Annotated in this window: 15 protein-coding genes; 3 read left to right on the plus strand and 12 right to left on the minus strand. The window is 56.8% G+C overall.

Annotated features, from left to right (window positions below):
- The first annotated feature begins 64 nt into the window (after window positions 1–64).
- Complete coding sequence (locus ABEA08_RS06355; protein ID WP_345334415.1) at window positions 65–715, plus strand: TetR/AcrR family transcriptional regulator; 651 nt, start codon at window positions 65–67, stop codon at window positions 713–715.
- An 11-nt stretch (window positions 716–726) separates the two neighbouring features.
- Here the strand turns inward: ABEA08_RS06355 and ABEA08_RS06360 are convergent, their stop codons facing one another.
- Window positions 727–1,215 carry a GNAT family N-acetyltransferase gene (locus ABEA08_RS06360; protein ID WP_345334417.1) on the minus strand — a complete coding sequence of 163 codons (489 nt, stop codon included), beginning with the start codon at window positions 1,213–1,215 and terminating at the stop codon, window positions 727–729.
- Between the two features lie 450 nt (window positions 1,216–1,665).
- Here ABEA08_RS06360 and sbcB point away from each other — a divergent pair, with 450 nt between their 5' ends.
- Together sbcB and cdd are read left to right on the plus strand one after the other, a co-directional pair.
- Window positions 1,666–3,078: an exodeoxyribonuclease I gene (gene sbcB, locus ABEA08_RS06365; protein ID WP_345334419.1), complete on the plus strand. Its 1,413-nt coding sequence runs from the start codon at window positions 1,666–1,668 to the stop codon at window positions 3,076–3,078.
- A gap of 87 nt (window positions 3,079–3,165) precedes the next feature.
- Window positions 3,166–4,050: a cytidine deaminase gene (gene cdd, locus ABEA08_RS06370; RefSeq protein ID WP_345334421.1), complete on the plus strand. Its 885-nt coding sequence runs from the start codon at window positions 3,166–3,168 to the stop codon at window positions 4,048–4,050.
- A gap of 59 nt (window positions 4,051–4,109) precedes the next feature.
- Here the strand turns inward: cdd and ABEA08_RS06375 are convergent, their stop codons facing one another.
- The 11 genes from ABEA08_RS06375 to yceD all read right to left on the minus strand — a co-directional run bounded on the left by ABEA08_RS06375 (window position 4,110) and on the right by yceD (window position 13,901).
- Window positions 4,110–4,976 (minus strand): NAD(P)-dependent oxidoreductase, encoded by an 867-nt coding sequence (locus ABEA08_RS06375; RefSeq protein ID WP_345334423.1) that lies wholly within the window; start codon window positions 4,974–4,976, stop codon window positions 4,110–4,112.
- Between the two features lie 57 nt (window positions 4,977–5,033).
- Window positions 5,034–5,510, minus strand: a complete 477-nt coding sequence (locus ABEA08_RS06380) for a hypothetical protein (RefSeq protein ID WP_345334425.1) — start codon at window positions 5,508–5,510, stop codon at window positions 5,034–5,036.
- 11 nt (window positions 5,511–5,521) lie between these two features.
- Complete coding sequence (locus ABEA08_RS06385; protein WP_345334427.1) at window positions 5,522–7,594, minus strand: LruC domain-containing protein; 2,073 nt, start codon at window positions 7,592–7,594, stop codon at window positions 5,522–5,524.
- Between the two features lie 161 nt (window positions 7,595–7,755).
- Complete coding sequence (fabF, locus tag ABEA08_RS06390) at window positions 7,756–8,994, minus strand: beta-ketoacyl-ACP synthase II (protein WP_345334429.1); 1,239 nt, start codon at window positions 8,992–8,994, stop codon at window positions 7,756–7,758.
- A 70-nt stretch (window positions 8,995–9,064) separates the two neighbouring features.
- The gene (gene acpP / locus ABEA08_RS06395; protein ID WP_345334431.1) at window positions 9,065–9,298 is read right to left on the minus strand and encodes an acyl carrier protein; all 234 of its coding nucleotides are present in this window, start codon (window positions 9,296–9,298) and stop codon (window positions 9,065–9,067) included.
- 162 nt (window positions 9,299–9,460) lie between these two features.
- The gene (gene fabG, locus ABEA08_RS06400; RefSeq protein WP_345334433.1) at window positions 9,461–10,207 is read right to left on the minus strand and encodes a 3-oxoacyl-ACP reductase FabG; all 747 of its coding nucleotides are present in this window, start codon (window positions 10,205–10,207) and stop codon (window positions 9,461–9,463) included.
- A gap of 17 nt (window positions 10,208–10,224) precedes the next feature.
- Window positions 10,225–11,145, minus strand: coding sequence for an ACP S-malonyltransferase (fabD, locus tag ABEA08_RS06405; protein WP_345334435.1), 921 nt, complete (start codon window positions 11,143–11,145; stop codon window positions 10,225–10,227).
- Between the two features lie 25 nt (window positions 11,146–11,170).
- Window positions 11,171–12,133 carry a beta-ketoacyl-ACP synthase III gene (locus ABEA08_RS06410; protein ID WP_345334437.1) on the minus strand — a complete coding sequence of 321 codons (963 nt, stop codon included), beginning with the start codon at window positions 12,131–12,133 and terminating at the stop codon, window positions 11,171–11,173.
- Between the two features lie 7 nt (window positions 12,134–12,140).
- Complete coding sequence (plsX, locus tag ABEA08_RS06415) at window positions 12,141–13,166, minus strand: phosphate acyltransferase PlsX (protein ID WP_345334439.1); 1,026 nt, start codon at window positions 13,164–13,166, stop codon at window positions 12,141–12,143.
- A 13-nt stretch (window positions 13,167–13,179) separates the two neighbouring features.
- Window positions 13,180–13,350: a 50S ribosomal protein L32 gene (gene rpmF, locus ABEA08_RS06420; protein ID WP_345334441.1), complete on the minus strand. Its 171-nt coding sequence runs from the start codon at window positions 13,348–13,350 to the stop codon at window positions 13,180–13,182.
- 17 nt (window positions 13,351–13,367) lie between these two features.
- The gene (gene yceD / locus ABEA08_RS06425) at window positions 13,368–13,901 is read right to left on the minus strand and encodes a 23S rRNA accumulation protein YceD (RefSeq protein WP_345334443.1); all 534 of its coding nucleotides are present in this window, start codon (window positions 13,899–13,901) and stop codon (window positions 13,368–13,370) included.
- Window positions 13,902–13,906: the final 5 nt, after the last annotated feature.

Consider the following 13,906-nt stretch of genomic DNA (forward strand, 5'->3'; position numbering starts at 1 on the left):
ATGCTGATTTATTTTTCCAGATCAATAAAATAGGCGAAGATCAGTTTTAACAGAAGGGGGCACCATGCCAAAGGTTGTTGATCATGACGCGCGCCGGCAGATCCTCGCAGCGACGGCAGCCAATGTCATCGCTCAGCGGGGCTTGGAAAATACCACACTCAAGGACGTCGCCGCCGAAGCAGGTTTCACGCCGGGGTTGGTGGGTCACTACTTTGACAGCAAAGATCAGCTGATGCGGGCGGCCTTGTCCCATGTCGACCAAAGATCCGCCGAGCGCTTTGCCTTATTACGTAATCGCTCTTTGCGCCGAGCCTTAGAGGCGATCCTGCCTTTGGACCACTCTCGCCGAGAAGAGTGGTGGGTACGGATCTCATTTTGGGGCCGCACCATGGTCCAGCCTAAATTAAAGAACGAGCTGGCTCAATCCATGGTCTATGCACAAGACACGCTGGAGTACATCATCAATGAACAAAAGGAGCAAGGCCACTTACGGCCAGATCTCGACGCCACCGTGGCGGCCGAAGCCATGCTTAACCTCCTGATGGGGATGAGCTTGCGGATCTTGTTTGATCCCAAGCTGTACACGCGCAAGAAGGTAATGCAGACGCTGGATGATTATGTCAACGATCTGGCCAGAGAGCCCTCAGCGGATGAGGATAAGTCCTCAGCAGATGAGGATAACTCCTCAGCGGAACCAGGCTCAGCCCCCCTCTAACCCCAGACTCTTTAAGTGGGCAAACGGTATCCCTCAGCGGTGTTCTCACCAACCACGGCAGGCTGAAAACCGGCGCGAGTCGCCATGTGTCTGCCGATAACACTCTCACTGAAGAAGCACACCGGATCTGTGCTATCGCTGTGTTGCTGAAAATAATGACTCCAAGCGCGCAGCATCTCATTGCCATAGCCTTGCCTGCGATAACTGGGGCAGACCGCCAACATAACCCACGGCCGGCCGTCGCTATCGGGCCAAAGCGCCAACACCCCGACCGCTTCGCCTAAGGCATCAAATCCCGCCAGCAGGTAGCGGCCGGACTGAGCGCTTTCGATCAGTCGAGTCAGCCCCAGATCATGCGCATCCGTTGATAACCCCAACCGATGAAATGCCGGTGCCACATCCGCATCTGCCAGCAGCTCCAGCAGCCAGCCGACATCCTCTAACGCGCAAGAGCGCAGGGTTAATCGCGGAGAACTAAAATAGACAATAAGCTCGTTCATTGAGGTCGGTACTCCAAACCTTAAACCGTCCATCATTCATGCAACGGACATATAATTATGCATTTACATTATACTTCTAACGACGAGGAGGCAAACGCAGCCTGATTGAACGCTCGCGCTAATAGCGCAAGCTATCACTGCCATAAAGCCTCGCCTGACAAAGACACTTCTCAGCCATCGAACACCAGTCGAGAACCGTGCTTCACTGGCAAAAAATCAACCTAATGCTCTGACCTATCCACGTGGTCCGGCCCTCCTATGGACTGGGTGAACAGAGCGCAGCACGCCATCACGGGAGCGCCGAGCGAAAGCCGCGCGCTGTCAATGGAGCCGACCAACTGCCACCTTTTAGCCGAAATGGCGGCAAACTCGCCAACCGAAGAGCAAGCCCAATCTCTGCTTTGCAAACATCTGGTACACTGGTGTTTTACTCTCGATCCCAGGCACATCATGAAACAAGAGCAAACCCTGTTATGGCATGACTATGAAACATGGGGCGCCGATCCCTCGACGGATAGGCCCGCTCAATTTGCCGGGATCCGCACCGATCTTGAGCTCAACATCATTGAAGAGCCGGTCGAGTATTACTGTCAGTTACCCACCGACTACTTGCCACAACCTGAGGCGATCTTCGTCACGGGGATCACGCCACAAAAAGCCAATCGCCTCGGTTTGGTCGAAGCCGAGTTCATTGCCAAGGTGCACGAACAGATGGCGCGCCCCGGTACCTGTACCGTCGGCTATAACTCCATCCGTTTTGATGATGAAGTGACCCGCTATTCCTTATACCGCAACTTCTTCGAGCCCTATGGCCGCGAGTGGCAAAACGGCAACAGTCGCTGGGACATCATTGATCTGGCCCGAGCCTGCTACGCCCTGCGCCCTGACGGGATCGTCTGGCCTGAGCGTGAACCCGGTGTGCCCAGCTTCAAGCTGGAACATCTCACCGCCGCCAACGGCATCGGCCATGACAGCGCGCACGACGCCGTCTCCGATGTCAAAGCCACCATCGCGTTCGCCAAGCTGTTAAAAGAGAAACAGCCCAAGCTGTATCAATGGTACTTTTCGCTGCGCCGGAAGCAGGCGGTTGCCCAACAGATCGACATCCTGGCCCTCAAACCGCTGCTGCACGTCAGCTCCCGCTTTGCCGCGGCGCAAGGCTGTGCCGCCCTCGTGCTGCCGATGGCCTGGCACCCGGACAACAAAAATGCGGTGGCGTGTGTCGATTTGACCCAAGATCCCACCCCGTTACTGGAGTGGGACATCGCCACCTTGCGCAGCAAACTCTACCTCAAGGCCAGTGAGCGACCAGAAGGCGAACCGCGTGTGCCGGTAAAATTGGTTCACCTCAACCGCAGCCCATTTGTTGCGCCAGCCAGCACGCTCGATGATGGCAATGCCGAGCGACTCGGCCTCGATAAACCTCTCTGTCGCGAGCACTTTCGTCTTCTCAAACAGCATCATAAGATCGTTCGGGAAAAGCTCCACGGCCTGTTTACCGACTCGGCACCACCACAGACGGCGGAACGCCAAGTCGAGCAGCAACTTTACGATGGCTTCTTTAGCGAGGCTGACCGGGCTCAGATCGAGCTGGTGCGAACCACGCCAGCCGAGCATCTGGCCGCGCTGACACCCGAGTTCACGGATCCCCGTTTAGCGCCACTGCTGTTCCATTATCGTGCCCGAAACTATCCACAGACCCTGTCAGAAGGGGAGCAGCTCAAATGGCGCGAGCACTGCCAGGCCACGCTGGACAACCCCGAATACCTGTACAAGCTGGAGCAGTTATTTGAGCAGCACAGCAGCGATGAAACCCGGCTCCGCCTGTTGACCGCTCTGGGCCACTACCTTCAGAGCCTGTAACAGAGCGGTCGGCCCGTGAACCGGCGCACATCAAGACAACAGTTAAAAAACTACACTAGAACCGAATTCAGATCGGACCACTGAACTATGAAGATTGACACCCAAAGCTTGATCGCAGATCTACCGGATACGCTGGCAAAATGGTTTGCTCAGCGCCTACGACGCCCGTTTGTTGGCCAACTCTCAGCCGACGAGCGCGTGCAGCTGGAGCAACACAGCGGATTAAGCGGCGAAGCATTGGCCCTGGCGTTGTTACCGATGGCGGCAACACTTTCGATTGCCCCGGTATCGCACTTCAAGGTCGGCGCCATCGCCATTGGCCGCTCTGGCGCGCTCTACCTGGGTGCCAACCTGGAATTGCAGGGTCAAACCCTGTTCCATTCGGTCCACGGCGAACAGTCCGCCATCAGCAATGCCTGGCTGGCCGGAGAAACCGGACTCGAAGCCATGGTGATCAATGCCTCGCCCTGTGGCCACTGTCGCCAGTTTATGAATGAGCTGCAGTATGCGGATCAATTAAAGGTTGTCCTACCAGAGCAGGGCAGCCAAAGCCTGTCGCATTACCTGCCCTATGCCTTCGGCCCAACCGATCTGGGGATCGACACCGGCCTGATGGCAACACAGCAACATCAGCTGACGTGCGCACACACCGATCCGGTCATTCAGTTGGCATTGCAGCACGCCAACGCCAGCTATGCCCCCTATTCCGGCAGCCCATCCGCCGTTGTGTTGCAAACCGATGCCGGGCAATGCTTCGCTGGACGTTACGCTGAGAACGCCGCCTTCAATCCAAGCCTGCCCCCCATGCAGATGGCACTGAGCGCGATGGCGCTGGCACAGATCCCATTCAGTGCGATCCGCCGCGCCGTGCTGCTGCAGTCAGCCCAGGGCCAGATAGATCAACGCCACAGCGCCGCCGGCGCGCTGGCCACCGTCAGTGATATCGGGTTGGAAACGATCCTCGTCGAGTAAGGCGCCACGGATCCAAAAAAACACCGCCCGTTGGCGGTGTTTTATTTTGGGGCTTTGTCCTAATCGCGAAAACGGGCCATCAGTGACGAGGTGTCCCAACGTGCGCCCCCTTGCTTTTGAACCTCCTGATAGAACTGATCCACCAGAGCGGTCAACGGCAAAGGCGAGCCGTTGCGCCGCGCCTCATTCAGGGCGATGGCCAGATCTTTGCGCATCCAATCGACCGCAAAACCAAAGTCATACTCACCTTTGAGCATGGTATGGGAGCGGTTGTCCATCTGCCAGGATTGGGCGGCACCTTTGCTGATCACCTCCACCACCTTCTCCCCATCGAGCCCAGCCTGCTGGGCAAAATTCAGCCCTTCGGCCAACCCCTGGACCACCCCGGCGATGCAGATCTGATTAACCATCTTGCACAGTTGGCCACTGCCCACTGGGCCAAGCTGCACGGCCGAGCGAGCAAACGCCTCGATCATCGGCATCACGCGCTCGACCACCTCGGGCTCGCCCCCCATCATCACCGTCAGCAGGCCATTCTCTGCACCAGCCTGACCACCGGACACCGGTGCATCAACAAAATGCTTGCCCTGCTCGGCAGCGAGCGCGGCCAACTCACGCGCGACATCGGCGGACGCCGTTGTATGATCGACCAACACGGCTCCGGCCGCCATGCCACTCAGTGCGCCATTGGCACCAGATACCACCGCCCGGAGATCGTCGTCATTGCCGACACACACAAACACCGCATCGGCGCCTTTGGCCGCCTCAGCCGGCGAATCTGCGCGTCGACCACCATACTGCGCCACCCATTGATCCGCCTTTCGGGTCGTGCGGTTATAAACACAGATCTCGTGACCGGCGTTTTTCAGGTGACCGGCCATGGGGTAACCCATCACACCAAGGCCGATAAAGGCAACCTTACTCATGTGTCTTTCCTTTTAACGTCAGAGGGTTGCCATTGTTGACCAAACCGATCGAGAAAACTAGGGACGCCAGCTCATGTCGGCGCCATCGACAACAAATTGCTGCTGCAACGGCGGACGCAGTGGATCGGCAAACCAGAGCTCCAGCCGCACCGACGCCACGGTCGGCGCCACTCGGACGGTGGCCGAGAAAGGCGAGCCTTGCAGCGCGCCCACGGCCAGCGGCGCGCTGCGATCGATCCCGCCCTCATCATCCTGACTCAAGATCCACACCGTCCCAGCCTCACCAAACTCAACATCCACCTGAAATACGCGATCTTCATTAAAGCGCAGCGCCGAGCTGGCGTTCAGATCGGCCGTGGTGCCCTGCGGCTCAGCTTCCTCCTGCTCCTCTTGCCCCTCTTCCTCTTCATCAGCAACGGCTTCCGGAGCCGGCGCGGGCGCAGGTGGCGACGGACTGTCCGAACCACCGCCTCCGCCGCAGCCGACCAAGAGCAGCAACACCCCCGCAATGACAACGCCATAGTTAACAGACATGATGATCTCCCCTATTCAAATAGCTGGTCAGTGTTGGCTTTCGAGCGCAGATACCAGTCCTGCTGGGCCGAGCCATCGGATAAAATGTACTGCTCAAACTGCGGATAGGCGTGCAGCAGGTCAACCCCAGAGGCAGGCCAATGCCAACTCTGTGTCAGCAACATCGCCCAAGGCAGGTTGTTGTCGTTTCGATACGTGCTCGCCCCTGGCACAGTGCGATCCGCCTCGGTACCAAACAAACCGACATCCGCCGCCTCCGTGGGGGGGTGATCGGCCAGATGGATCTCAAGCCCGCGCCCCGGTGGCTGGTCGAACCCCTGACGGTAAGTACCCGGTGTGGCAAACAAAAACGGATTGTAAGGCATCGCTGGAAATCCACTGCCAGAGGTGCCACTGACAAAGGGGATGGTCAGCTCAAATTGATATTGCAGCCCATCATCACAGCCCTTATCGGTACGATAGTAGCGACACGATTTTGAGATCACCGACTGGGCGTCATCAAAGATCCGCACGATCGCATCCGTTCTTCCTGGCTCGAGCTGGCCGGACGCGAGCCGATCAACCCCGTTGATCCGCATCTTCAATCGCGTCACATCCACCGCGCCCGCAGACACGCCAGGCAAGTGAAACGCAAACCCATTGTGGTAATCGGCGCCATTGGCCACCAGCGTGCCTTGCACATCAATGCGGACGATCTCACCGCTGCTGCGCACTTCCGTAGTGCGGATCGCCACCACCAGATCATTCATGTCAAAATCCGCCTGCCGCGGCCAATGATCCTCGAACGCCAAGGTCGCCCACGTATTAGCTGAGGGGTAATAGGTGTAGGTGAGCGGGATCACCGACAGCTCTATCGCCTGATCCTCCACCTCACCGTCGGCCGCGCCGCCCATAGGACCGATCCCGGCGGCGCTGCTCAGTCGAAAGCGCGCATAACTGCTGCCTTCAGATACCCCATCCGGCACCCGCACCAACAAGCGGTGCTCGCCCGGATCAAGATAACGATCAGCGATGGCCCATTCATCGTCCGTCTCAAACTGGCCATTACGGTCCCAATCAAAGAAGCCCTGCAGATAACCGCCAGTGCCACTGACGGTCACGATAAGCAGTGCATCTTGGCCACTTTGCAGCCCCGTCATCACCACCACGCCATCTTCATCATCACTCTGCGTGCTGTCATCGCTAAAGGGGGCCTGTAGACCGTCGTTGTCAGCATCCACAGAGGCGCCAAGCACAGGGCCGCCACTGAGCAAGGCGTGACGGGCTCCATTGCTCGCCAATGTGGTGCCATAGCTGTCCGGCGCGTCGCCGAAGTCGGTATTGCTGGCCACGATAGGAGCACTGGCACAGCGGGCGCCGTCATTTTGACCGGACGAGGGGCCATAGGCGAACAGCGTGGCGCCATTGGCAATGTTGGCGGGATCACGCAAGTCCAGCCGAAAGATCTGACCATCCTGATTGCGCGAGACATAGAAAAAACCGGACTTTTCGAAATAGCCAGCGCCAAAAGTGCCAGTGATCCCCGCATCGGCGACCACCGTCGCGCTGCCGTCGCTGGTATCGATCCGATGCAGCAAGCCGCTGCTGTTATCCAGGGCATAGAGGTTGCCATCGCCCGGATGGAAGGCAAAGTCCGTCAGGTTCAAACTCAAGTCGGCCCCGACGATCTCGCTGGCTTGCATCGCATCGGGCCCAACCAGCGGAATGGCAAATAAGCCGGTGTTCTTCTTGTAGACCCAGTACGTACTGTCAGCCACATCCCCAACGAAAAAATGCACCCCCTGAGGCAGCCCGGTCACCCCTTGCGCAGTCGCCTGAAAGTCACTGTCGATCTGAACCACATCCTTCAGATCCTTACTGAAGCCATAGATATAGCGCTCGGACTCATCAAAACCGACCGCATTAACGGTGCCAGAGATCCCCGTACTGCCGGCAAGCAGATCCGCTTTGCCGGTGACCAGATCGACCCCGTACACCACCGTCGTGGGATCCTGAAAAAGAAACGCTTCGGTCGGGCATTGATCAAATGGCGCAGCCCATAGTGATATCGGGATAAAACTGAGTAGTGCCGCTGATATCCGCATAGCAAGGTTCCCTAAGTGAACAAGTAATCGTTCACATCAAGAGCCGTGCCACTTTTTAGATGACTGATTTCTATATATATATTCGGGCCAAGCGCCAGCCCACTTTGCAAATTGCAAAAAAAACGCCACTCCGAAGAGTGGCGCTGTCCGTGTCTGGTCTATCAGGCGCGTTTGAACAGCAAGGAGCCGTTGGTGCCGCCAAAACCAAAGGAGTTACACAGGGCGTAATCCAACGCCACCTTACGCGCACCTTCGGTATTAAAGTCCAGATCGCACCCGTCACTTGGATTTTCCAAGTTAATGGTGGGTGGCACTTCTTGGTTATGCAGAGCCAAGATGGTGAAGATCGCCTCCACCGAACCCGCCGCCCCTAACAGGTGACCGGTCATCGACTTGGTCGAACCCATGATCAACTGATACGCATGCTCGCCGAACAGGCCTTTCACCCCGTTCACCTCAGCAATGTCACCGGCTGGCGTGGAGGTGCCGTGGGCATTGATGTAACCCACGGCTTCTGGCGCGATCCCTGCGTCGTCAATCGCATTGCGCATCGCAGCAGCACCGCCACGGCCATCTTCTGGTGGCGACGTCATATGGTGCGCATCGCCACTCATACCAAAGCCAGACAACTCGGCGTAGATCTTCGCACCGCGTGCCTTAGCATGCTCGTACTCTTCCAGTACCACCATGCCGGCACCATCACCGATCACAAAGCCATCCCGATCCTTATCCCAAGGACGAGACGCCTTCTGAGGATCGTCATTGCGAGTCGAGAGTGCCTTGGCCGAAGCGAAACCACCGACACCCAGTGCGGTCGTCGCCATCTCTGAGCCACCGGCGATCATCACATCCGCATCGCCATAGGCGATCATCCGTGCGGCGTGGCCAATGTTGTGCACACCTGTGGTACAGGCCGTGGTGATCGCAATGTTTGGCCCGGTAAAGCCGTACATGATGGACAGGTGACCCGCCACCATGTTGATGATGGTGGACGGGATAAAGAATGGCGAGATCCGGCGGGGACCGGACTTTTGATACTGAGCGTAGTTCGCTTCGATCAAAGGCAGACCGCCAATCCCTGCACCGATGGCAGCGCCCACTCGATGGGCATTGCCGTCATTGATCTCCAAGCCCGAATCTTTCAGCGCCTGGATAGAAGCCGCCAGACCGTACTGGATGAACAGATCCATCTTTCGGGCTTCTTTCTTCGGCAGGTAAGCTTCGACGTCGAAATCCTTAACCGAGCCAGAAAAGCGCACAGCAAACTCGCTGGCATCAAAATGGGTGATCGGCGCGATGCCGCTTTGACCCGCCAGCAGGTTATTCCAGGTGGTTTCTACATCATTACCGACTGGGGTAACCGCCCCAAGTCCGGTAACAACGATGCGACGTTTGCTCATAGCATCCTCCGACAAAAACAAAAACAGGCGGCCAAGGCCACCTGTTTATAAAATACTGTGGACTAACGACTTACTGGTTAGCCTGAACGTAATCGATCGCAGCCTGAACGGTGGTGATCTTTTCCGCTTCTTCGTCTGGGATCTCAGTGTCGAACTCTTCTTCCAGAGCCATTACCAGCTCAACGGTGTCCAGGGAGTCGGCACCTAGGTCATCTACAAAAGAAGCTTCAGCTTTAACGTCGTCTTCCTTCACGCCCAGCTGTTCGATGATGATCTTCTTTACGCGTTCTTCGATGTTGCTCATGATTTTTACTTTCCTGTTCAAGTACGCAGATGCGTCGATTTGCGATTAGTTTATTCGATTCCAATGACAATGCAAGCATTTAGCATCGTGGTCAAACCACGAAAATGTTGTCATATTCGCCACTTATCGACTCAGTTTCACCGAGGTTGGCCGCAAGATGGCTTACGCCATCACCATGCCACCATTTACGTGTAATGTTTCACCCGTGATGTAACCTGCTCGGTCAGATGCCAGGAACAAAACCGCATCGGCGATCTCCTGTGCTTGGCCTAATCGGCCAGCAGGTACTTGTCCCATGATACCGGCTTTCTGATCGTCGGTCAGTTCATCGGTCATATCAGTTTGAATGAAACCGGGCGCCACTGCATTGACCGTGATCCCACGGCTGGCCACTTCTTTAGCCAACGACTTGGTAAAGCCCAATAAACCGGCTTTCGCTGCCGCGTAATTGGCCTGACCTGGGTTGCCCATGGTGCCAACAACCGAGCCAATGTTGATGATGCGGCCATGACGCTTCTTCATCATGGCACGCAGCACGGCCTTTGATGTCCGGAAGACTGAGGTCAGGTTGGTATCGATGATATCGCCCCACTCATCTTCCTTCATCCGCATCATCAGATTGTCACGGGTGATCCCAGCGTTATTAACCAAAACATCAATATCGCCGTACTGCGCTTTGATCTCGGCAAACAGCGCATCGACCGAGGCTTGCTCGGTGACATTCAACACCAGTCCGGTGCCGTTTTCACCCAAATATTGCGCGATCGCAGCCGCGCCACGCTCACTGGTGGCGGTACCAATCACCTTGGCACCCGCTGCAACCAACTGCTCAGCAATCGCACGGCCAATACCACGACTGGCACCGGTCACCAGTGCCACCTTACCGGTTAGATCCAGGGCTACGCCCATATCCTTCTCTCCCTTTGTTACAAAGACTGCAGATCGGCAGGACTGTTCAATGCTGCCGCAGTCAAAGTTTTATTGATCCGTTTGGTCAAGCCAGTCAGCACTTTGCCAGGACCGCACTCGCGTAAATTCTCGACCCCTTGCGCCGCCATGGCTTCCACGGTTTCCGTCCAGCGCACCGGGCAGAACAACTGTCGCACCAAGGCGTCTTTGATCGCTTCGCCAGTTTCGGCCTTTGCCACATCCACGTTATTGATCACCGCGATCGTCGGCGTCTTAAATTCGATGCTCTGCAGGGCAACCGCGAGCTTCTCCGCGGCAGGCTTCATCAACGCACAGTGGGACGGCACGCTCACCGGCAGAGGCAGGGCACGTTTGGCTCCAGCTTCTTTACAGGCTGCACCTGCGCGCGCGACGGCCTCGGCATGACCGGCGATCACAACCTGACCCGGGCTGTTAAAGTTGACCGGCGAAACCACTTGCTCACCAGCACTCTCGGCACACGCCGCAGCGATCGCATCGTCGTCCAAACCAATGATGGCAGACATGGCGCCAACGCCCGCAGGCACCGCTTCCTGCATCAGCTGACCACGCAACGCGACCAACTTAACGGCCTCTTTAAAGTCAATGACATCAGCGCAGACCAGTGCGGAATACTCACCCAAGCTGTGACCGGCCAATACCGCAGGCTGCTCGCCACCGGCTTCGCCATAGGCACGCCAGATCGCCACCGAAGCCGTCAACAGGGCCGGCTGAGTATTATGGGTCTGGTTGAGCACGTCGGCCGGGCCCGCTTGCACCATCTGCCACAAGTCAAATCCAAGTGCCTCGGAGGCCTCAGCGAAGGTGGCTTGTACCACGGGGTATTCGGCGGCCAATTCCGCTAACATGCCGACGGCTTGGCTGCCCTGACCTGGAAAAACAAACGCTGTGTTACTCATATTCTTATTCCTTGAAACGGAAGACTTAGTACTTAACGACCGCTGCGCCCCAGGCGAAACCGGCGCCAAACGCCTCTAGCAGCAGCGTCTGACCACGTTGGATCCGGCCATCACGCACGGCCATATCCAAGGCGATCGGCACAGAAGCTGCGGACGTATTGCCGTGCTTCTCTAACGTCACCACCACCTGATCCATCGACATGCTGAGCTTTTTCGCGGTCGCTTTCAAAATGCGGAAGTTCGCGTTATGCGGCACCAGCCAGTCAATATCGCTCTTTTGCATATTGTTGGCCTCCAGCGACTCCACCACCACCTGTGACAGGCGCGTTACTGCCTGACGAAAGACCTCATTGCCTTTCATGATCAGATAATCGTTGTCAGACTGCACCGGATCTTTGCTGCGGCTGGCGTGCGGGGTCTTCAGCAGCTCCCCTTGGCGTCCATCGGAGTGTATGTGGGTGGACAATATCCCCGGCTCATCGCTGGCCCCAACCACCGCCGCGCCGGCACCATCGCCAAACAGGATGATGGTGGTGCGATCCTCAGGATCGCATTGACGTGACAGCGCATCGGCACCGATCACCAGGATCTTGCGACACTGACCCGTTTTAATAAACTGGTCTGCCACCGACAGCGCAAAGATAAATCCGCTACACGCAGCGGACACATCAAAGGCCGGACAACCGACGCTACCGAGCAGCGCCTGAATGTCACAGGCGGCCGATGGGAATGCATTGTCTGCACTGGTGGTACCGCAGATGATCATGTCCAATTCCGATGCGTCCACACCGGCGGCCTCCAAGGCCTTTAAGGCAGCTTGGTGCCCCATGGTGCTGACCGATTCATCCGCACCGGCAATGCGACGCTCCCGGATCCCAGTACGTTCCAGGATCCATTCATCGCTGGTATCCACCATGCGCTCGAGATCGGCGTTAGTACGCACCTGGGCAGGCAGAAAGCTGCCGGTGCCCAAAATTTTTGTATGCATAGAAGACTTAAGATTTATCCAGTAATACCGACTCGAGTCGGTCTTTGATCCGGCCCGGCACCTGCCGCTCCACTTCCACCATCGCCTCTTCAAGGGCACGGAGGAACGCAGCTTGATCGGCGTTGCCGTGGCTCTTTACCACGATACCGCGCAATCCTAACAGACTGGCACCATTATACTGGTCGGGGTTCATTCGTTGATTAAGCCGGCGTAAGCGCCCTTTCAACAACCAGCCTAGCAATCGGGCCAATAGATTGCCCTCGATCCCCTGCTTGAGTTGCTGAATAAGTAAGTGGGCGATCCCTTCCGAGGCTTTCAAGGTGACGTTTCCGACAAAGCCATCACAGACGATCACGTCGACGGCGCCGGAGAAGATCCCATCCCCTTCGATAAAGCCACGATAGTTAAGCTGGGGGCACGCTTGCAGCAACTGCGCCGCCTGCTGTACCTGATCATTGCCTTTGATCTCTTCCGAGCCAACGTTCAACAGCGCCAATCGAGGCATCCGCCGCTGGCCAACACACTCTGCTAAGACGGAGCCCATCACGGCAAACTGAAATAGGGTTTCTGAATCGCACACCACATTGGCGCCCAGATCCAGCAAATAGACAGGTTGGTCAGAGAGGGTGGGCAGGGTCGCAACTAAGGCTGGGCGATCGATGCCAGGCAGTGTACGGATCACCACCTTCGCCATGGCCATCAGCGCTCCGGTGTTTCCGGCACTGACACAGGCGTCCGCCTGGCCATCACGGACCAGATCGAGGGCAAGTCGCATTGAGCTTTGCCTGCGAGTGCGCAACGCCTGAATGGGCCGTTCCGTCATCGGCACGACCTGCTCAGCATGCAACAGCTGCAAGCGGGGGGATTCGGTTGCGTTATGGCGGCGAAGTTGCTCACCAATAGCGATGCGATCGCCGACCAGAATAAGATTTAGGTGGGGATAATGCGACAGTGCCTGCAAAGCTGCAGGCACTGTAACATGGGGGCCGTGATCGCCCCCCATTGCATCTAACGCAAGGGTTAGACTGGACAAGCTGGCAGCAACCTTACAGGCTGATTACCTTCTTGCCACGGTAGAAACCGTCAGCAGTAACGTGGTGACGCAAGTGCTTCTCACCGGAAGTTGCATCAACAGACAGTTGTACGTTGGTCAGTGCATCGTGAGAACGACGCATGCCGCGACGTGAACGGGTTACTTTGCTTTTCTGTACGGCCATGGCCCCAATCTCCTAGTTTAATTTCGCTTAAGAGTTTCTAACACCGCGAACGGGTTCTTCGGACGCTCATCAGCAGGCTCTGGTGTCTTAATTTCCCCCACCACAATATCTCGTGATGCCACCTTACAGTCGTCGTTATCGTGACCAGGCACGATAGGAAACGCCAGTAAGATCTCATCTTCGATCAACTGTTGTAGGAACACCTCACCATTTTCGTCGAGTTCGACTGGCTCATAAGCGTCCGGGAGCTCATCTATCTGTGAATCATCAGTCACAGGGCTGAATGCGAATTCGACCGCCACGGGGTGCTGATAGTTTTCCATACAACGTTGACATGTCAGAGTGAGCTCCGTCACAGCCTTCCCCTTGAGGTAGACTATCCCCTGAACATCGACGCCGCATTCCACGGAAACATCAACATCTCTGCAATCGCCGGCGCTGACTCCATTGACACGTGACAACACCTTAGCCGGAAGGGTTCCTTCATAGCTAGTTTGGCGCTGAGCGCATCGGGCTGGGTTCAGCGTAACCGGAATTCGTACTTTCTGCATAGGCC

This window comes from Ferrimonas pelagia, assembly GCF_039543565.1.
Classification (GTDB): Bacteria; Pseudomonadota; Gammaproteobacteria; order Enterobacterales; family Shewanellaceae; genus Ferrimonas; species Ferrimonas pelagia.

What these genes read in the sequence shown, in the direction of transcription:
- cdd (WP_345334421.1), top strand. Translation starts at nt 3,166, where the DNA reads ATGAAGATTGACACCCAAAGCTTGATCGCAGATCTACCGGATACGCTG.
- fabD (WP_345334435.1), bottom strand. Translation starts at nt 11,145, where the DNA reads ATGAGTAACACAGCGTTTGTTTTTCCAGGTCAGGGCAGCCAAGCCGTC.
- acpP (WP_345334431.1), bottom strand. Translation starts at nt 9,298, where the DNA reads ATGAGCAACATCGAAGAACGCGTAAAGAAGATCATCATCGAACAGCTG.
- sbcB (WP_345334419.1), top strand. Translation starts at nt 1,666, where the DNA reads ATGAAACAAGAGCAAACCCTGTTATGGCATGACTATGAAACATGGGGC.
- fabF (WP_345334429.1), bottom strand. Translation starts at nt 8,994, where the DNA reads ATGAGCAAACGTCGCATCGTTGTTACCGGACTTGGGGCGGTTACCCCA.
- ABEA08_RS06375 (WP_345334423.1), bottom strand. Translation starts at nt 4,976, where the DNA reads ATGAGTAAGGTTGCCTTTATCGGCCTTGGTGTGATGGGTTACCCCATG.
- ABEA08_RS06360 (WP_345334417.1), bottom strand. Translation starts at nt 1,215, where the DNA reads ATGAACGAGCTTATTGTCTATTTTAGTTCTCCGCGATTAACCCTGCGC.
- yceD (WP_345334443.1), bottom strand. Translation starts at nt 13,901, where the DNA reads ATGCAGAAAGTACGAATTCCGGTTACGCTGAACCCAGCCCGATGCGCT.
- fabG (WP_345334433.1), bottom strand. Translation starts at nt 10,207, where the DNA reads ATGGGCGTAGCCCTGGATCTAACCGGTAAGGTGGCACTGGTGACCGGT.
- rpmF (WP_345334441.1), bottom strand. Translation starts at nt 13,350, where the DNA reads ATGGCCGTACAGAAAAGCAAAGTAACCCGTTCACGTCGCGGCATGCGT.
- ABEA08_RS06410 (WP_345334437.1), bottom strand. Translation starts at nt 12,133, where the DNA reads ATGCATACAAAAATTTTGGGCACCGGCAGCTTTCTGCCTGCCCAGGTG.
- ABEA08_RS06380 (WP_345334425.1), bottom strand. Translation starts at nt 5,510, where the DNA reads ATGTCTGTTAACTATGGCGTTGTCATTGCGGGGGTGTTGCTGCTCTTG.
- ABEA08_RS06355 (WP_345334415.1), top strand. Translation starts at nt 65, where the DNA reads ATGCCAAAGGTTGTTGATCATGACGCGCGCCGGCAGATCCTCGCAGCG.
- ABEA08_RS06385 (WP_345334427.1), bottom strand. Translation starts at nt 7,594, where the DNA reads ATGCGGATATCAGCGGCACTACTCAGTTTTATCCCGATATCACTATGG.